Source organism: Arthrobacter sp. Bi26, from assembly GCF_918697925.1.
Lineage (GTDB): Bacteria > Actinomycetota > Actinomycetes > Actinomycetales > Micrococcaceae > Arthrobacter.
Genome location: NZ_CAKKMF010000004.1, coordinates 79,374 through 99,827, shown reverse-complemented (window position 1 = coordinate 99,827; position 20,454 = coordinate 79,374). Strand labels below are relative to the sequence as shown.

The 20,454-nt window shown below is 69.2% G+C and carries 6 protein-coding genes; all 6 read right to left on the bottom strand.

Features of this window, described 5'->3' with window-relative positions; all coding sequences use genetic code 11:
* A partial coding sequence (locus LQV16_RS01920; RefSeq protein ID WP_229992253.1) for a hypothetical protein occupies positions 1–2,766 on the bottom strand: 2,766 nt, incomplete at its 3' end.
* A complete protein-coding gene (locus LQV16_RS01915; RefSeq protein ID WP_229992252.1) occupies positions 2,763–6,725 on the bottom strand; it encodes a hypothetical protein in 3,963 nt (1,320 codons plus the stop codon). The genes LQV16_RS01920 and LQV16_RS01915, both read right to left, overlap by 4 nt.
* Complete coding sequence (locus LQV16_RS01910) at positions 6,725–7,762, bottom strand: hypothetical protein (protein WP_229992251.1); 1,038 nt, start codon at positions 7,760–7,762, stop codon at positions 6,725–6,727. Before LQV16_RS01910 ends, LQV16_RS01915 begins: the two co-directional genes overlap by 1 nt.
* Positions 7,762–9,765, bottom strand: a complete 2,004-nt coding sequence (locus LQV16_RS01905; protein ID WP_229992250.1) for a hypothetical protein — start codon at positions 9,763–9,765, stop codon at positions 7,762–7,764. Before LQV16_RS01905 ends, LQV16_RS01910 begins: the two co-directional genes overlap by 1 nt.
* Before the next feature lie 6 nt (positions 9,766–9,771).
* A complete protein-coding gene (locus LQV16_RS01900; protein WP_229992249.1) occupies positions 9,772–19,590 on the bottom strand; it encodes a DUF6603 domain-containing protein in 9,819 nt (3,272 codons plus the stop codon).
* Positions 19,587–20,219: a hypothetical protein gene (locus tag LQV16_RS01895; RefSeq protein WP_229992248.1), complete on the bottom strand. Its 633-nt coding sequence runs from the start codon at positions 20,217–20,219 to the stop codon at positions 19,587–19,589. The genes LQV16_RS01900 and LQV16_RS01895 overlap by 4 nt, the downstream gene beginning before the upstream one ends.
* Positions 20,220–20,454 lie beyond the last annotated feature (235 nt).

The window sequence follows — 20,454 nt, the reverse complement described above, 5'->3', positions numbered from 1 at the left end:
GGTCGAGGCCCGTAGCGCAGACTGGAACCTGCGGAGGCCCTCGTCCTCGAAGAAGCCCCGTTGCCAGGGCAGGTTGCCAGGCCGGGGGCGCGGGGCCGACGCCACACGAGGCCGTACATCGGGGCTGCCGTGCCATGACCGTGCAGTTCTATTGTCCCGCTTGAGCTCCCCCGCCCGTGCCCGGTAGCGAAGGTCGTCAGTGTGCGCCCGCAGGTACGTAAGGTCGGCCACGTCTGTCACGTCCAGGCGCAGCTCCCACAGGCCCCGCGAGGCGATTGCGGCGCGCAACAGCCGCAACGAGCCGTCACTGAAGATCGACAGGTCTTCCACCGCCGCCTCGGGCAGCCCGTTGACCCGCGTTTCCCATCTCCAGGTCGGCGGATTGGCCCCGTTGAGCGTACGGATGCCCCGCCAGACTCCGACCGTGGTGCCGACCCAGACCTCCTCTGGGTGTGCCGGATCGCAGGCGATTGCGGTGACCGGAGCGGGGACCGCCGCACGCAACCGCGTCGGGTGCCAGGTCGAGGTTCCGTCGAACCACCAAAGCGTATCTATCTCGTTGTTGTCGGCCGAACCGATGGTGCCCAGATAGACCGCGCCCTTGGTGCCGCGGATCGGGGACTCCTCGTTGACTGCCAAGTCGGTCCACATGGCGGCGCTGCGCATCGGGCCGGTCGCCGACTTGCGGTCCTTCTTGCCGTCGGTGCCGCGCCGGATGACCAGCACCCTCGCCCAAATGCCGGGTTTGCCCGGCGATGCGGTGTGCGGGGTGCGGGCGTAGCGCCACAACGTGTTCTCACCCAGCACCCATGCCACGTCCGGCCCCTGCCAGCGGCAGGCCAGTATCTTGTCGGTGACCGTATCCTGACTGGTGCTGAGTGGTATCGCCGCCAGCGGGTCGGTGCCGGTGGGGAGGGTAACCCAGCTTCCACCGAAGTCATCGGTGTACCACAGCCGGTTCGTGCCCAGGATGACCTGCCCGACATTCCGGGGTAGCTGCGGAGCCACGAAGTAAACGTAGGCGCCTCCAGCCGCCGAAGAGTAGAAGGCGGAGAACTTCTTGTCCTCATCCTTAGACAGCAGTTTCCGGGGGCGGCCGCCCTGGATCCGGTGAAGTGGTGAACCTACTGTAATCGAGCCATCCGATGCCGACCAGGAGCCTCGGATGTACTGCTGGAGCCAGCGCTCCGGATTAAGGGGGTCCAGCACCACTCCGCCGCCGTCGCCCCCTTCTACCATTTTCCAGACTCCGCTGGACAACCGCTGGATGACGCCGTTGTCCTGAAGGCCGGCCACCAGGAAACCTTCGCAGCTGGGATGACTGAAGGTGTAGTTCGACTGGGCGACCCCAAGTCCAGTGTTGCACGGCACGAAGCCGATCGGCTCGGTCGGTCGGTCCGAGCGGAACATGCCGCCGTCACATGCGGCCCAAAGCCGGTTCCCGGCTGCAGTGAAGTGAATTTCGTGCACATCGGCGTGCATGCCGGCGCCGACGACCGGCGCTGGAGGGCCGAAGGAGAGGTCACCGGTGCCGTTAACGGTGACATCGGCCCAGACCACGGCCCCGTCATGCTTGCCGGCCAGTTGCTTATTGTCGGGAGCCTGCGCGTAGAACCACTTGCCGCCAAGAAACACGCGGTCCGGCTTGGTCGGATGCACCGCCATAGCGATGTCGTAGTAGCCCTGGTCCTTAAGAATGTGGGGGACATTTTTAACCTGCGCGGCCACCGGCAGGGCAGGTCCAGGCGCAGCGACCTTAAACAGCAGCGGGTTGTTGCCCGATCCCTGGTCGACGAACACCCAGACCTGGTCCGGCGGAGTTGAGGCGGCCAGCACGGCACGCCCCGGCTGTGCGCCGGCGGTGGCCACTTGCCGGAAGTCGCCCGCTCCCCCATCCTGGACCCAAAGACCGCGGTGGTCTCCTCCGCGCACCCACACCCAAAGCCGTTCCGGTCTGGTCCCCGCTCCGGATGTCCACAGCACGTCGGTGCATTCAGAGGTGACGCCGTTCAGTGGACTGGCACTCACCCGGGCCCACTTCCCGGCGGCTGGGACCGGGTCGGGACGACGCAGCAACCCTATGGTGGTCGCGGCTATCACACCGCTTCCTCCCGGCTGTAACGCGATCCGGTTGACGGCCTCGCCCACCAGGTTTGGCGCTTCTCGTGTCCATGGGTCCGCGTCGGCCGAACCGGCGGGGCCTTGGGCGACCAGGATGCCGATTCCGCCCAGCGAGCGCCCTGGCCGGCCGCCGACTCTGTTTTGCGAGTAGTGGTACGGCTCGCCGGTTCCGACGAAAATCTCATCAGTGGCCTCCGTACCGCCCGGACGCACGACGATCGCCCCGACGGCATTCCGGGTGGCCGGGCGGCTGATCTCGTTCACCCTGGTGGCCGCCAGCCCTCCCAACGAGCGCCAGCTGGCACCGGCGTTGGAGCTGTACCAGACGCCGCCGATTGCAGCTCCAGCGTAGACACGCTGCCCGTCGTCGCTGATCCCGAATGCATTGATCCGCCCCGTCACTCGCGGTTTACCGGCTGCCCTGCTGTTCATGATGGTGGCCGGCCCGAGCGGTGTCCAGAGATTGGCCCGGCCACTGGCCGGGGCGGCCGGGCGGCCGCGCTGGCGCGGTGCTTTGGCGGGCGTACGGCCGGCCAGGCTCGCCCCTTCCGGGTCGAAGTCCGTACGCATGGCGCCCAAGAAGGCGCCACGGGCCCGGGCGTCGTCGGGCAGCCCCTGGCCCGGCGGCCAGTCGTACATGCTCATTGTTGACCTCCTTCCCCGGGCTCCGGGCTCTTCGGTGCGACCCGGATCCACCCTTCCCGGAACTCTGCGGGGGTGCCGGGAAGCAGCGCGGTCTGGGTGGCGGCCAGGATAGCGTCGGTCCGCCAGGTGCCCGGGGTATCGCGCCAGAGGAAGTTCTGGTCCTTCCCGAACACCGACACCTTGGGCAGCCGGATCTCGGCATCTGGATCCAGGTCGGTCTCCACCAGCACCGGCCCCGTCCGCAACGACGGTGCGATGGCGGCGAGGCCGGGACCGACCCAGTTGCGGGCCAGGGCCAGCATCCGCCTGGGCAGGATCCCGGACGTCAGGTTGGCCTTGCCCGAGGGGTGCATCAGCAAGGTCAAGGTCACGGTCTGACCAAGGTGCAGCTGCAGGGTGTCTGCTTCGTCGGTGCCGGCAATGTAGGGGTGGGTCAGCGGATCCCTCCCCGGAAGGCCCGTGGCGCTGCCGTATAGCCCGAGCTGCCCCCGGTTGCGGCCGGCGTCGGCCGCCGCTGCCGCTATCGCCTTGTCCACCAGCCGGAACCGCGAGTAGTCGTCGTCTACGAAGAACCCGAGCACCCCATCGTCGGTGCGGGTGACCTCGCCGATCCGGACGCTGAACGCATACCGCGCCGCCGCAGCCTCGGCCTCAGACCATTCCGCGGCCCGTGCCGGGTTTGACAGGTCGACGTCGGTCGGAGGCTGCAGCTCCAGCCGCAGCTGTGTGCGGACCACGGCCACCGGGCGCCCCACCAGGCCAGCGACGTGCTCCGTGCCCAAAGAGGCCAGGCTGTCGACGTTCCACAGGGTTGTGTCGACGGCCCGCAACAGGGCCGAGAGCGACGACTCCGGCGCCGAACCGGCCCGGCCGGCCGCGTCAGCGGCTACCAGCCCGCTGGCGAACCAGGCCAGCGGAAGCTGGGCCGGGGACAGCCCGTACGCCGGTCCGGAGTTGGCGGGGCCCAGGCGGCCTGGCGCGATCTCCCAGAGCACCCCACCGCTGACCGGCTCGTGCAGCAGCTCACCGAGCGGGGAGCCGTCGGCTGCAAACACTTCCAGGCTCTCGTCCAAATGGTCGGGCAGCAGGAATCCTGCCACCGGGGACACCTGCAGGTCCGGCTCGATCTCGTCGACTCGGGCCTCAACCCCCTCGGCGCCGGTGGGAGTGGCCGAGTCGACCAGCCGGAACTGCCAGCGAGCCGGACGAAGCAGCCTCGGCGGGACCTCCAACAGACCCGGTTCATCGGGCACGGCGAGGCGGGTGGGCACCTGCACGGTGTCCACGGGCACGTCCAGCGTCCGGCCGTACGCGTCCAGCAGCCGGGCTGCGGTGAGGCGAACCACGCCCGCCAAGAGGGAACGCGGGGCTGATTCGGGTACTGGTTGGCCGACTGTGCCATCGTTTCCCGCCGGGCTGACCAATCCGTCCAGCGCGGCGAACCCGAGCAGCTGATGCCGCACGCCCGCCAGAGCCGCGGAGGCAAGGTCCAAGTGCTGGACCGCGGCGGCCAGCATGCGCAACGCATCCTCAGTGACAGGGCTGGCGTCGCCGCTGCTGCCTTGGGCATCTTCGGACTTCAACCAGTCATTGATTGCCGAGTGCAGTGTGGACGCCCCGCCCGTGGTCAGCACCGAGCGACCCTGCAGCACCACACTCTCACCCTCGGTAGCCGCCGCGGTCACCGAGGTGGTGGGCTCCAGGTCGAGCTGGCCGAGCCGCCAAGACTCGACTGTGGCCGGGTCCAGGCCGACAATCTTTACCTCCCACTCTAGCCACAGCGGAATCCAGGGCTGGCACCAGGCGGTCACCCCCACCAGGTCAGGGTCGGCACCGGCATAGAGGGAGAACCGGTGCAACTCATCGGCGACCATGGTCTGCTGCTGGCGGACACCGACCTCCAGCGGGGCCGGAGCCATGGCCCGCTGCCGGCGGGCGGCCGCGGTCCGGGGCATGCTCGGGTGAAATGCGACCGTGGCGCCGTCGTAGCTGGCGGCAGGACCGAAGCGCAGGGCCGACTCCGCCAACAGCCGGCGACGGATGAATGGCAGCTGCAACCGGCTCGGAGCAACCGCGCGCGCGGTCCACTCGTCGTGGTAAGGGTCCAGCAGCATCGCCTCACGGGCCAGCGTCAATGTCTCCAGAGGCAGCGACCCGTTGCCCAGCGAGCGGATGAACCGGCCAGGCTCGATCAGCCCGCCGATCTCGGTGATCGCGTGGGTCGGCCAGCGGCAGGTGAGCTTGCCGTCGGCAGAGCCCCGGCCGTCCCCGCCGTGCCGCAGGCTCCGGCGCAGGCCGCGTACCGCAACCAGCGGATCATCGGGAAAGGAGAACATGGCCGCCGGACGATTTACCACCCGTTCCTCCGTCGCGGTGAGCACGTCACCCACGCGGGACCGGGCCAGATCATAGACGGTGAGCTCACTGGCGGCGACCAGCCGGGGTTTGTCATGGAAGGAGATCGTGAGGTCCGCCTCAACGACCCCTGCCTCCCGGCGGCTTACGGTCGAGCGGGACTTGCCTACTGTGAGCCCGCCCACCCCGCCGGTCTGGCGGCGTTGGAGGTAGCGGTCGGTGCCCGAGATGCCACCGGGCAGCGCCGAGAAGCCCGCCGCATGCTCGTGCTCTTCGATCTCGACGATCCCGTCCGGTGCTGCCAGCCGGCCAACCTTCTGTGCGGTGAAGGCCGCGAGCAGCCGTTCGGTGTCACGCCGTTGGCTCTCCGGTTTGCCGGCCGCGGCAAATGCGGCGACTACATCGTCGTCGTGCTCCCCGAGGGCGACCGCCAGCGCCGTGCTGTCCGGACGATGGTCGACCAGCACCGGCCCGCTGACCGGTACGCCGAAGACCGAGCCGTGAAGCAGTGAGGACCGCAAGCCCCATGGAATTGCCGGGTGAAAGCGGCCGACGGCAGCCGAGGCGAACGCCGAGCTGTGAGGCGCGCCTGCCTCCTGTACGATTTCGCCCCGCAGGATCGCTGCCGCGGACTGGAAGGAAGCGGGGCGCTGAGCCTGTGGGTCCGGGGCCGTCTTCACCGGGACCGGCGGCCTCCGGTCGTCCCAACGGCCATTGTCCTGCAGGCCGAGCGCCTGGCGCAGATCCTGCTCCGACTTGCGCTTGGCCTGCTCCGCGGTCTCGTCGCCCCATTCGTACATCAGCCGCCAGCGCAGCCGGTCCAACAGTTCGTGCAGGCTGTCACTGCTCCTCGCCGGATCCAGCGGATCCTGGGCGGGGTCGCGCCACCAGCCGGCGACGACGTATGTGGCGCAGTCCCCGTCCACGCCGTTCGGGGCCAGCTCGTCGAGCTTCTCGAGCGGGTCGTGGAAAGCGAACCGGTTCAGCACTGCGTCATAGACCCCGGACCAGTTGACGTTGCCACCGACGGTTCCGGTCAGGGCGTCGGACCCGATCGGCTCACCCGCCCGGGCAGAGTCGGGAACGGCCATGTCCTCGCGGTAGTCGGCAAGCGGCACGGCCACCGCCTGGTCAGCGAGCAGCACCCAGCCGGTCAGTAGCGGTTGTGATCCGCGGACGGGGTGGATCAGCCGAAGCACGGCCCAGCGGTCAGGCAGGATCGGCATCGCCAGCTTCTGCTGCCCGTTCTCCTGGGCGTCCAGCCGGCCGCGGAGCAGGGCGTCCGGCATCGCCCAGTGCAGGTGTACGCCCGGCGCCCGCGGCGTGCCAGGCGTAAACGGCTCCGGCATCGCTGTCTGCGGGGTGAAAGGGTTGCCGGCGGAGTCGTGCGAAACCAGCATGGGCAGCCGGACCATCGGCTCGGTGCTCCCCGGTGGGACATAGAGTGCCTGGACATCGACGGGTACCAGTAACCGGTGCTCGCGCAGCAGGTACTCATCCCAGCTACCGATCTCGGCGAGGTCCAGCTTCGCCCGGTCTGCGGCCAGGAAGCGCTTGGAGTAGATTGCCTCCCGGATCGCTTCGGCCGGCAGATCATCTGACATCACTGGCCCTCCGACTTCGTCTGTGCCTGACGCAGATGTGCCTGCACCGTTGAAGTCCAGGCAGTCACACTTAACTTCACGGCGAACTGGTCCAGATCATAGAATCGGGTTCCGCTCACTTCGTCGGGGTCGCCGAACACCTGCCGGTACGGGAAGCGCAGCATCTGGAGGGCGTACTCGTTGGATTCGAGGGCCGGTCCGGCACCGGGCGCCGTGTCCCGGAGCCGCCCGGCCAGCTGCACCATGTCGATCACTCCGGGAGCATTGCGGCGAAACGGTACGGTCACCGAGTTGGTGTCGGTGAAACTCTCTACGGGCGGCACTGCGGCCCCGGTATCGGTGCGGCGGACCTTGACCCGGCGCTGGTCTCCCGGATCGCCCGGCGCGTTCCGGACACCGAACTGGATGCCCTGACGCGGCTCCTCGAGATGGATTACCTCGGGCACACCGTCAATCAGCGCCAGCAGCACGGCAGGGGCCAGCCGCTCCAGGCGCAGCACCTTCATCCGGTCCGGATGGGACTCGGCAACCGTGCTGAGCGCATCGTCGGGCAGCACGTCCCTGGAGTACGCGCGCACGTGCATATTGGGCCAGCCCGACACCAGCTTGGAGCGAATCAGGAAGCCGGTAATCGTCCCGCCGGCTCCCTCGAGCCGCTCCTCGTCCTTGGGCCGGCGCTGCACCCGCTCCGCCTGGTCGACTTCAGCGCGGATGTGCGGGTACATCGCTTCGAGCTGCGCGCGGTCAGCCGTGGTGATGGTGCCGACGCTCAGCACGCCCTGGGTCAGCGCGTCGGTCCACGCCCGGTCCAGATAGAAGAAGCGGATGGACTCCAGCGGCAGGAGCCGGCTGTCGGGGACAAGATAGCTGAAGGGCACCCCCTTGAGCAGCCGCAGCCCGCCGAGGAAACGGCGCAGTTCGCCGGGGGTTGCGTGGTCGCCGTCGTCCGGGTCATGCTCGGCGAGCGTTCCGATCATGGTGCTGAGGTAGCTCGTCACCTGGTCGAGCATCATCCGGCTGGTGACATTGGATACCATTACTCGTCCTCCCTCTCCGGTTCATCCTCGACCAGCCGGGCGAGCAGCTCGTCGAGTGCGTCGGGGGCGGGCGGGGCCGACAGCTGAGCATCCCGAACTGTGCCGGGGCGCTGTTTGAGCGGCCGGGCAACCGAGACGACGTGGTCCACCTCGGCGGCCAGGCTGTTCCTGAGCCCGGCAAGCGCGTTGTCATCGAGCTCCAATCCGCCCGGCTCGTACGCCAGGGGGACCGCGGTCTGTGCCAGCGCGGCGACGATGCCCACTGCGCCGGCACGCCTGCGGATCACGTCCGGGTTCAGGCCGAGCCCGCCGGCAATGATCTCCTCCAGGTCACCGTCGACATTGATCTCCCGCCCAGGGTCGACCAACGGCCGGCGCGGACCCAGGATGTCCGAGTGGTTCCTGGAGATGTCCTCCAACACCGCAACAGCCACGAACCGTCCAAGGTCGAACATATCCGGCCGCTCCGCCAGGACCGGAAGCTGCATATCCACGATTCCTTCGACCGTGGTGCGGGCTCGGCCGGCCCCGAACTGGGCAGCCCGGAACCTGGTCAGTGCGCTAACCACTGACAGTTGGCTGAGCCCGAGGAGTCGGCCGATCTCGAAGGCGGCGGCCAGCGACAGATCCTCCCGGCCGCCAGGGACGATGCGCCTGAGCTGGTCGGAGGCGTGCGCCACCGGAAACTTGCCGTCCACAGGGACGTCCCGCTCGGTCGGAAAGGGAACCAGGGGCGCGCGGTACCAGGCGCGCAGCCGGTCTCCGCGCCGGGTGCGGTGCCCGAGGCCGATGTGGCCGGTCTGCACCACCTCCGGCGGTTCGGCAGTCGCCGGCGCGTCTTCGGGTTTGGGCTCCACGACCGTCCCGAGCAGGCCGACGTCGAGCCTGGTCATCAGCGTCTCGAAGGTATCGTCGCCCGAGGTGGTAAACGACCAGTGCGCCAGCACCGGGAACCTGAAGACCGGTTCCAGCGCGACCACTGAGATCGGGTACCGAAAGCCGCGACCCATGGTGTCTCGGACCAGGTAGGCGGCGTCCAGGTCGACGGCAGCGGTGGCCACCGCCGCCGTCGCAGTGGACCACAGGCTGGTGACCGAGGCAGCAGGCATGGACGAGCCGCCGTCCAGTCTGGTGACCCCTTGAACCGTCTGGCTGCGCGCGGCGGTGAAGGACGGCCGGTCCGCTCCAAGTGGTCCGGTGCCGGCCCGCGGCAGCACCACCCCACCCAAGTTGAAGTTGCCCATCACCAGCGGATCCGGCGAGGGTTTCGCCTGAGCCAGCACGGTCCAGTCCTGAGCCAGCTCAAAGGAAAACCTGTCCTCCGGGGGTGCCGGCGGTGGCAGGATGCCCAACTGGCCCTCAAGGTTGACCAGGCACGCCAGGTAACGTACCGGCTTGGCGTTGACGGTATCGAACACCGGCAACCGGTTGGCCAGCACCACGGCCAGCCAGCCGTCGTCGTCGCCTCCTGCCAGTTCGGTGTCGGAGACGTCCACCTCGCGGACGTGGGAGAGCAGTGGCAGGTCCTGCTGGCAAGGGAAGATCTTGTTCTTCACGGTTTCGGTCACGGCAAGATACAGGCCCTGCTCGACGTCGCGGTCGCTACCTTCCGGCAGCGTCACCCCCGGGGTGACGCACTGGGCGACGGGTGCCGGCGTGGACAGCTCGGCCTCCCCTTCGGCCACCACGACCAGGGCCAGCCAGGGGGTGGTCGAAGTGGCGGTCCCGCCGGCCGGGTTCCGTTCCCAGGGCAAGGTGCGGCGCTTGAGCACGATCTGCGGCAAACGGTCGCTGAAGGCGCCTTCGGCGTTGGCTGGCGGAAACGTGGAAAGGATCTGTTCCACCGGCATCTGGTAGCGGGGCGCGGCCAGCGTCATGTGCGTCGTCTCGGGAGCAACACTGAACGGCATGCCGGTGTGGCTGGTGACCAGGGTGTACGCCCCGGCCGGCATGGCCGGCATGACGTTGGTGTGCAGAACGAAGTGGCCCTTCGGTGGCGGCATCTGGTGTCATCTCCCTTCAGGTGGTGTACGAGCCGACGTGCGGCCTGGCGACGGCCGGCCGCTGGCCAGGGTCTTGGCCTGCAGCCGCTGCCGGGTCGTGCGGGTCTGGCCCAGCCAGGTGAGCTTGCTGCTGCCGATGGTCCCGCCGGCCAGCGGTCGCAGGGCAGCGTCCAGGCCCCGGCTGCCGATCATGGCCACCGCCTCCGCCGCCGAGCCGGGCCATCCCATCACCCCGGCCAGCGACCAGCCGAGCTCGGAGGCGATAGTGACCGCCGGGGCCTCGGTGCCGGGCAGCACGTCGTAGGCCAGCACGCTGCGGTTTTCTGCGACCAGCAGCAGGGGTGGCAGCTCTTCCCCGTCCAGGCCCGTTGCCCGCGTGGCGCCGTCCAGACCGAGCAACAGGCCCCGTCCGGTCATCGGATCGCCCAGGGCGGCCGGATCGTCCAGGATGAACACCACGCTGCCAAGTTGCTCGGCGAAGCGGGTGGTCACAGTGCTCTGACCCTTGGCCAGCTCGGCGGCGGCGACCCAGCCGGCCTCAACCCTCTGGTCGTTCCGCTTGAGAGGGTCGCCGTTGCTGCGCAGCACGCATCCGGGCGCGAGCGCGCTGGACCAGCCCGCGTACGGCAACGATGATCCTGCGTGCCAGCCCGCCAGCCCGACCGGCACCTGCCCTGGGCCTTCGGCCGCGCCCTGACCGATAACAGCTATGCGTTCGGCACCCTGCCCGATCTCGACGGTGCCGCCATCGGGGAGCACCTGGTCCGCCATGACCCGCCCGCCATGTCCCAGCAGCACCACCCGGGCCGGGTCACCGCTGACCTGGAGCCGGGGCCGGTCGCCGTCTCCGGCGTCGGCGTAGGCGTTGGGCAGCTTCAGGACCACGGTCTCACCGCTCCCCAGTGTTGCGCCCGCGGTTCCGCGCCCGACCCGCCGGCCTGCAGTCAGGCTGGCGGTGAATCCGTCCAGATGATCGGTTCCGGTTCCGCCAGCGGTTCGCACCACCGCCGACGGAGCGTGTGCTACCGCCGTCACCGGCACCCGATCGGTGCCGATGACCGTCTCCGTGGAGCCGCCATCCCGTCCGGTGGAAACCGCGGCCGGTTCGCTGACCACCAGCCTGGCCGCAATGGACCGGCTGCGGGCTTCCTCGGCCGACGCCAGCGTCGGCGGGTTCTGCCGCCAGAGCTGGTCGGCGTCCTTGACCGTAGTTCGCCCACCGGGGATATTGCGCTGGTCCACCGTGACGCCTGGCAGCAGCCCGATGGCCTGGGGAGCGTCGACGAAATGGTCGTAGACTTTCCCCGGCGGCCGGGCACCGATTACCGGGATTTCCGTGGCGACGTCCGCGTCCAGCCCTTCGCCAAGCGTGCCCAGTCTCGGTGGAGCCTGCCGCTCTCCGCGCAGCGCCGCGAGCCCGGTCGGGGTGGCTGTGGCGGCCAGGAACCGGCGGGCCAGCGCGAACGCCTCATCGGCTGTGGCGGGCTGGCTGACCACGTTGGCCAGCGTCCGGGTCTCCTTCTTCAAGCCGTTGACCTGCGCCGAACGGCGTGTGAAGGGCAGCGGCTTGCGTGCACCGACGTCGACCTGGTGGTACGGGATGGCGGGTCCCCCGCCGGAAGGCGAGGCGGCGGCAGTCAGCTCAAGCTCGTTGAGCGCCTCTATCATCTCGGCCTTGGGCACCGGACGGTTGTCGTCGGGCTGGGGCGGGCCCCACACCCCCACCGGGAACGACCCGAACGGGCGGGCGGTGACTGCGAAGGGGAAGCCCACCGCGGTGCCGGCGCGCCGCCAGGTCAGCGTAATCCGCGGGGTCATTGTAGGCGTACCCATCGGGCCCACGCCGAGGCTCCGGCTCGGATGATGCGTGGAAAGTGACGCTGCCGCGGCGTTGGTCCGAAAGACTTCGACCGCGGGCACGGTGCTGCTGAAGGTCAACGAGAACTCCGGCACCACCACGAACGGCCGGCCGCCGGACCCGTCCGGGGTGGAGTGCTCGCCCTTGGCAGGCAGGGTTCCGGCGGACACCATGACCGCGTGGGCCTGTGCGCCGCCGGCCGTGGGCTCAAGGTACTTCTCGATGAACGTGTCCGCGCCGAGCAGCTCCTTGCGGGTCTGTTCGGAGTCACCGAACGGCACCGACAGCTCCACCGGCCCGACCTCGAACGTGGCGATACCGTGAAACTGCGGACCCTCGACCTCGATCCGCGCGCCCAGGGAGACCGAGATGGTCACCTCGCCGAAAATCCACAGGTCGATGGTGACTCCGGCCGAAATGCGCACATACGCACTGACCTGGTAACGGAACGGGTCGAAGTAGATGATGCCATGGGCACCAAAGCGCAGCTCAGCCCAGGCCCACCCGAAGCGGGCGGAGACGTGGAAGTCCCCGCCGGCCATCACTGCCTCCGAGGTCAGCGCAAAGTAGCTGCCAGCTTCGATGACGATGTAGTCGCCGATGGCCCAGTGCAGCCCGAGCCGGGGTACCACGGGGTACCCGTCGCGGTGGAAGTCGGGGTGGTAGCCGCCCATGGTGAGGACAAACTCGCCGCGGTGTTCGCCCTTGAACCAGATGACGTATGCGAATCCGCCGGTCAGCCGGACATCCGGATAGAGCAACCAGGAGTTGTCCGTCAGCTGGGCCTGCACCCAGAGCACGCCTTCGGAGGTGGAGAACCGCACCACGAGGGCCAGCTCGATGGAGACGATGGCTGCCTGCGGTCGGGGCAGGGCCATCCGTGCCAAGCCAAGCAGGTTGATGTCCAGGCCGTCGCCGACCTGCACAGCCAGGACGGCGATGCCGTCGACCAGTGCGAAGCTGTTGAAGGATATTCCGGCCGCGAACCAAAAGCTGCCGCGCTTTGCCGGGAAGGCCGCAGCCAGCGAGCGCAGATGGTCCATCGGCTGCTGCGGCTTGGCCGCAATGTCCAAAGCCTGGATCAGCGGGTAGTCGCCGAAGCGGTTCAGGTCGGTGGGCACGATCAGCTGCCGGTTGATGCCGAAGCCCCCGCCGATGCCGGTGAGGAAGAACGCCGGGGGCCCGCCGATCGGTCCGTTGATGGCTCCCACCGCGAAGAAGGCGACAAACTTCCCCTGGGTGTCGCTGCTTTCGCCGTACCCTCCGTAGATCGTGATTCCGTAGACTCCGAACCGCGCCAGCAGCATGCCGAGGTATTCGATGTTCGGTGGAATGCCGTGCTTGAGCAGCCCGCCGGCGATGCTCAGCCCGGCCATGTCGGCGGTGACCGCCAGGCCTGCCAGATCAATTTGCCAGCTGTTGATGTTGAAGATGTCAGCGTTCGGTGCACCGGCGAGGTAGGTGATCTGCAGGTCGTCGACAGCGCAGCTCAGGCCGAACAGCGCCACCGAACCGTCCATGAGCAGCGAAACCCGCTCGATGCGGTGGTCGGCCACCCCCACCCCGAAGCCGACCTGCTCCAGGTAAAGGGGGCCGAACCCGCGCCGGATGGCGATCCACCACGGCCCCGCGCCATCGCCTGCGCGCAGGGTGACCTCGACGGGGCTGTTGTCGTGCTTCTGCACGGCCAGGGCCGGGGAGAATGCCGGCCGCGGCGGCGTGGGACCGGTATCGCGCATGATGCCTTGGGCGATCCCGTTTTGTCCCCCGCCGCTGGGCGCCAGGGCGAGGTTGGTGAGTTGAAGCTGGGCGCCGCCGCCGCGTATGCCGGAGGCATCGACGGCGGCGTACACGTGCAGAGCGATCGACTCGATGCCGATGACGGAGTCCACGAGCATTCCGGCGGCGGAGCCAATCCGAAGACCAACGCCGTTGACGGTCAGTGACGGCCGGAAGGTCAGTGGCGCGGTCGCTCCGAGGACCCCGAGGAAGATGCCGCCCGAGCCGGGCGGATCGGGAATAATCCAGGAGTCGTCGGTTTCCAGCCAGAGGGAGACTGCGCCCTCGAGCAGCGGCCAGCGCGGGCTGACGCCGAGCTGCAGGCCGATCTCTCCGCCGAGATTCAGCAAGGTGATGGTCAGGCCTTCGACCGTGATCGACAGGCCGGCCGTGCCCAGGTTGGCGGCCAGCTTCTGGACTCTGGACAGCGCCGTAGCGACGTCGAACAGGCCGTCGATCAGCTGGTCAGGATCGGCGGTGTCCTCGAGCAGCACGCCACGCAGGAGGTTGCGCACATCGGTGGCGCCCACCGCGGTGTCCAGCACATCGCTGACCGCCTCGGTTGCCAGCGCCACCGCTGCCACCACGTCGGCGATGACCTCGACCAGCCGCAGCGCGACGTCTATGGAGTCCTCGCTCTCGACCGGCAGCAGCATTGAACCGACGCTCGAAATCAAGGCAAAGGTCTGGCCGTCCAGCAGCCAGCGTGCGCCGAACCGTCTGTCGTCGTCGGCGGCCAGGCCGACCACGATCCGCCGGCCACCGGTCGGGGTGGCCCCCGCGGCCACCGTGACAAACGGCCGGAGGATGACGCTGCCGGTATCAATGGCCGCCGGGCCGACGGTGACGGCGAGCTCCTCCAGCCCGGCACCGCTGACCGTGAGTGCACCGCTCACGTTCTGGATCCCGGGGACGGCCAGGTCGTCAAGGCTGATGGTCACGGCACCGGTGGTCGGCCCCCACATGAGGGATACGGCCCCGACGGCGACCCGCAGCGTGTCCGCGCTGGGAGCGTCGGCGCTGACCCCCGCCGGCAGGTAGGCGTCGATCAACGGTGCCAGCGTGTTGATTCCGGTGGCAGCAATGCTGCCCGCCGACGCCGCCAGCCGGCTGGCGGGGTTTGCCGCCCAGGCCTGCAGCCGGGCCCGGTCAAAGGCCCCGGGTGTGCCGGTGCGCAGGGCCAGGGCGTCACCGATGGTGGCCACCAGCGGGCCTACCGGGGCGGGGCAGCCGGCCAGTTCGTCGAGCAGGAACGGCAACGCCGCCCCAGCCACAGCGGACAGGGCGCCGAGGCCGGCAAAGGGCAGCAGAGAGATGTCCGGGCCATTTGCCGGCCGGATGAACACCTCGATGCCGGAACCGCCCAGGCGGAGGTGCAACGCCCGGTGGCCGGCCTCAGCGCCGGTGCCGAGGAACAGTTCCAGGCTCACGGTGGCCGGCCCGCTGGCCTCGACAGTGAGCGCGGCGGTGACGCCCGCGGTGAGCCGGGCTGCGGCGCCGCCCGGAGCGGTCCAGGCACCGGTGTCGACGGCCAGCTCCATCCTGGCCGCCGGGCCGGCCGCCCTGACCGCCAGGCTCACGCCGGACGCCAGGGCCAGGGAAGAGCCGGGGCTTCCGGCCGCACCCATGAGAGGGCGGAGCGCGTCGAAGAGGACTTGGAACCTGGCAGGGCTGGCGGCAAGGGAGTCCGGCCCGCGAAGCCATCCGGCCGGGTCGGCGATCAGCCCGGCCAGTGGCCGCAACGAACGCTCACTGTCACCGTCTGCGCCGGTCAGTAGTCCGAGCGCATCCAGCGCAGCATCGATGATCGGTTGGGTCACCGGGTCCAGTCGCCGCATCAGCTCCAGCGCAACGTGCCCGCCCAGACTGGGGGCAGCGGCGGCGATCCCACGCCCGATCGCCGCCGGGTCGGGATCGGGCCAAAGCTGGATGAGGTGCACGGCGCCGCCAGGTTGGTGCCAGTGGATCCGTGCCCGGAAGGGGGCGAGCAAGACTTCGAATTGCAGGCTTCCCGTCCGCAGCGACGGCGTTGCCGGACCGAACAGCACCCGCCCGGTGGTGCTGGCCGGGCTGGCCGTAAGCTGCAGGGACCAGCCGAAGCGGCCGGTCAGATCGCTGCCCGCCGTGAGGCTGAGGGTACGGGTGGCCAGGTCGAGTCCGGCAGCGGCCGGCCCGAGCAGGTCGTTCAAGGGATCGACCACATCCTGGACCGCGTCGGCCAGACGGTCTCGAATCAGGCCACCGGGGTCGCGGATGAGCTGGTCGAGCGCGTCCCCGGCCAGCCCGCCGGTGGGCGCGATCAGGCCCAGTGCCTGCATGAGGTCCGCCAGCGCCATCGAGGCGGCCGAGGTGGCGTCAGCGGTCAGCCGCTGTACCAGTACGGCCAGCAGGGACCGTGCCTCGGGCAGCACGGCGACCGCCCCGGGTCCGGTGCCAAGAATCAGCTCCTCCCAGGACTGCCCGAAGATCCGGGCGTCGTGCAGGGTGACCGTCGAGGTACCGCTGGCGGCGCCGTCGAGCGGGACCAGGACATCGGCTGACACCGCCCGCAGCTCGGCTTCGGGAGTGGCGAGCAGCCAGCCCGTCCGGTCGCTCACCCGCAGCCGCGCCCGCAACCGCCGGGTGAGGTCCAAGGCCTCGGCCGGGCCGGCTGACTGCAGATCATAAGACACCAAGGTCAGTCGGGCCTCTGCGGTGATCTTCAAAGTTCCGCCGGATGGGGGCACGTTGAGCACCACTCCGGCCTCGATGGCGGTGGGGCGCGGCAGCGGGGTCACCGCGCGGACCCGGGCCCTGGCGGCCAGACCGGAGCAGACTATCGCAGTGACTGCGCGACCGGCCTGCTCGGCCGCAACCTGGCCGAACAGTGCGATGACCTCCAGGCCTGTGCGCGGCGGATCCTGCAAGACGACGGGCTGGCGCAGGTCCGCGCTCGGGTCGGCCAGTGAAGTGAGCTCCATCATGGAGCCGACCAGGGCGCGGCCGAGGGCTAGGTCTTCATCTTCGTCTTCGGGCGTGGTGTCGGGGTCTGAAGCTGCTGGCAGCAACCGGTGCAGCAGTCGAAGCGCGTCGGCGGTCGGCTGGGTGGACAACGCGGTCAGCGCAATGGGTGAGAGGGGCGTGCCGACGGTGACCAGTGTGGCGACCTGGGATTCGGTGTGAGCAACCAGCCGGGCGCAGTGCCCGGCTCCGGCGATCCCGACCAGGACGATGTCGTTGCTGGCCGAGCCCAAGCCCTGTACGAGTCTGCGCAGCCTCGCCACCTGCTCCGGCGTGCCGTCCGTTGTCGATCCGGGCGCCCGGCAGTCCACCCGCGACCCCAACGCGACAAACCACTCACCGGTTGCCGCGGCCGGAGTCGCGAACATCTCCGGCGTCAGACCGGCCGCGCTGAGGTCGACCCGCCGATCCGCCGGCGCATCGGGCCAGGCGGCAGCGCCCAAAGCCACGTATACAGCGATGGCCGGCGTACGGTCCAGCAGATCGTCAAGGACGAGTTCGTCCAGCAGTTGGCCGGCGGCCACCCCGTCCGTCAGCACTGTGACCCCTGCCGGCGCGGCCGCCGGTGGCACGATCCGGCCATCTGTTCCCGTCCAGCGCTCGATCAGGGCGGCCAGCCCGGCCTCGGTCGGGCGATCCTGGACGAGCCCACGAATCCCGGGGTCGAGCTCGGCCTCGGCCTCGAGAGCGTTGGCCAACGCAATCGGTGGCAGCGCCTCATCACCTGGCCGCCAGTCACGAATCGCGTTGGAAGCCGCTGTTTGCCGGGGTTCAAGTCCCTGCGGCGGAAACCAAACCGCGGGGACCGGCAGACCGGCCCCCGTCGGCAGGTGGTATGGGTCGTCCGGGTGGCCGGTACCGCGTACCATCCCCCGCACTGGCCCGGACCCCTCCAACAGGTCGGCCAGAAAATCCAGCAACGCAGGAGCCATCTCAGTGGCCGCGATGCCGGGAAGCCAGGCCAGCAGGGCGGCCCTCGGGTCTGTGACCAGGTCAGCGAGCGGCAGGCGCGCCCCGGTGCCACCGGAGTCACCGCCGGACTGCGGGCTGTTGGTGGTCCAGCCGAGAAGGCCTGCCAGATCGCCGATCACGCCGCCCATCAGGTCCCCGAGGTAGCCGATCAGCCGCTCGAGTGCCTCCCACCCCTGCGCGGGTAAAGTGACAGAGCCGTCCGCTGTCACGACCGGAAGCGCGACCGGCAGATCCGTGCCGGCGACGTGGAGCGTGAGGTGGGGAGCGAGGAGATTGGCGGTCAGGCCCCGCTCCGGCTTCCAGTTAAGACGGAGACCGACCTTGTCAGCGGTCAGGCTCGCCGCGTCGCCGAGGCTCAGCCTGACCCTGCCGGGGTCAGTGTCGGACTCGTGAGCGGTCAATTCCGCAGCGACGCCGGGCAACAGGCTGGCGGTACGGGAGCCGAAGTCGATCTCGACCAGGGTGGCGGCGAACCGGGCCTCGACCACGGTGCATCCCGCGCCGAGCGTGTCAACGGTCGTCATGACGGCCAGTCCGATCGAGGCGGTGCCGCCGGTCGCGCTGACCTCAAGCTGTAGCGGGCCAACCAGGCCCACCCGCCACGGGTGCTCGGCGGTCCCGTCGCCTTCGACGGCGACCGTCGCCAGGGTGGCGTCACTGATGGCATCGCGCAGGGCGCCCAGGATGGCTTCGGCGCCGGCGGCGTTTGCCAGCAGTTCCTGCCAGTAGTCGGCGACGGCGGCGAGGGGGTCGGCCATCAGGGCTGGCAGGGTGGTCGGGTTGACGGGCGGCGCGACCGCCGGCGGGGTGATGCCCAGCAGCATCCGCACCAGATTGTCCGCGGGGGCCAGCGCATTCAAAAGGTCGTTGGCGATGTCCTCGACCGCGTGTCCTGCCGCGTCCATCATCGCGTCCGGAGAGCTCAGGTCGAGCATCGCATATTCCTGCTCCCCCAGCGTGACCCGGTCTGCGGCCAGCACGAAGGTGACGCGGCGGTCCGCGTCCAACTGGAAGCCGACCCGCAGGGTCTCGGCGCGCACGGCCGGCGGCCCCGCGACGTCGAGCACGGGATCCGTTCCGGTGCCGGAGGCCGCCCAGACCCCGAGCGCCGGCAGAGCTACGGCGGCACCGGTAACCAGGTCCATGATTACCAGGTCGGCGCCGACTTCCGCCCGCGCGTCGTCGTTGCCGAGCCTGACAGCCAGTGTGGGTGTCAGGCGGGGGTTGCCGCTCGGTCCGGTGTCCACGCGTATACCGAAGGTCAGGACAGCCGCACCGAGATTGAACCTGACCGTGTCGCCGTCCCTGTTGCCTTGCAGCATCTGGGCCAGGTCGTCCAGCCAGTCCCTTCGGGCGGCCGCCGTGGTCATGATCGTCCGAACCCAGGCAGCCAATGCGGCGACGCCGGAGGTGGACAGTTCGGTAATGGGGAAGTCGGGTACGTTGTCGCCTGGCCTCAGGCCGAGCAGCCCGGCCACCGCGCCGAGCAGCGGGTGTACCCCGCCTGCCGCGTCGGCCTGCGCCCGGACCAAGGACAGCACCAGGTCCAGGACGGCGTCGTCGAGCTCACCAACGCCGTCGGCGGAGAAGGACAGGTCTCGCGGGGTGGCAGCGCCGGGGAGGAGGAGCCGCTCCAGGGTGAAGCCAAAGGCGGCAGGTTGGGTGTCGGCTGGCGAAGTCGGCACGGAGACTTGGAGGCCGATCGCTCCAATGCTGGGCTGAAGGGCCGTTCCGGCGGAGGACGTGCCGGGCGGGGTGATGGTGACCGAGGCCGACACGGTGATCCGCGCGCCCGGCTGGCCAAGCAGCAGATGGTTGCTGACCGCCGGGGACCCGGACTTGCGCAGACGGAACAACGGGAGCGAAGCGCGGACATGCGTCTCTGGTCCGGCAGTAGTGACCCTGGCTCCCAAGCCGACATCCACTGCGGCCCCGGTGGCGTTGATGGTGACGAAGACGTCGACGTCCGGGTCGTCCATGCTGACCACCGGCAGCCAAGTGGCCCCATCGGCGTCGGTTTCCCGTTCCTCGCCACCGAGGACCTCGTCAACGAAAGCGATCAGCGCTTCGCGCTGGTTTTCATCGGTCAGGATGTCGGTGAGGTATTCCTGCGGGTTGCCGAACCAGCCGGGGTTGGCGTTGCCGTCAGCGTTGAAGACGCCGAGCGCCTTCCCCAGCTTGCCCAGGACGCCGAGATCTTCGGCTGCCAGCGTCATGTCCGTGGCCGGATGGTTGTCGTGAGGCCCGTCGAGCCGGCAAACCGGTGGCGGGCCATCGGTACGACCGTAATTCCGTCAGCGTTTACCGTCATCTCCGCTGGGACCAGGATGTTCCCACGGTTGTCCTTTCCCACCGCTCCGGCAACCCCGGCGACCAGGCCGAGAAGGCACTGCCACGCGTACGCGACGAGGTTCTCTCCCCAGGTCTCAATGATCATCGCCGGCCCCTGCGGCCGCCGATGAGTGGCGGCGTACACCCCGGCCGGATGCTTGTCCGTGCCTGTGACGAAGGTGACGCTCACCCGGGCCCTGCCTGTCTGGTCGCAGCGCACTGGCACGACAACGGTCAGCAGGCCGTCGCCGGTTGTCACCTCGAACCCGGTCAGCCCGACCACAAGCTGGCTCTCACCTTTGACCCAGACTGCCTCGGTGCGCCTGGACGGCCGATACAGCCCCACGGCTCGCTTGGCCGCGGCACCGATCAACTCCGCTGCTTCCACGGCGTTAGCGAAGATCGGCTGCTCTGTGTCACCTGCCGCGAGCGGCCTTTCCGGCCGATGACGGTCTCCGGCGGCCTGCTTGCGGCTGATGAAGCGGTCAAACTCCGGAGGGACCGTCTCAGCCACTTCGGCCAACCTGATGTTGCCGGCCGTCCCGCAGGGCGGCAACCTTCGACACCGCGGCAGCGCCTCGGATGACGAATCCGTCCATGAAATCCAAAATGGCCTGCTCTCCTGCGAAGTGCTTGCCGTATCACGGGAAATACGGTTTTACACAGGCTAGGCGAGCACCGTTACTGGCGCGTTACTGATTCGGTATTATGGCGTTAGGAACAGAGAGCCCAGCAAGACACGAGACTAG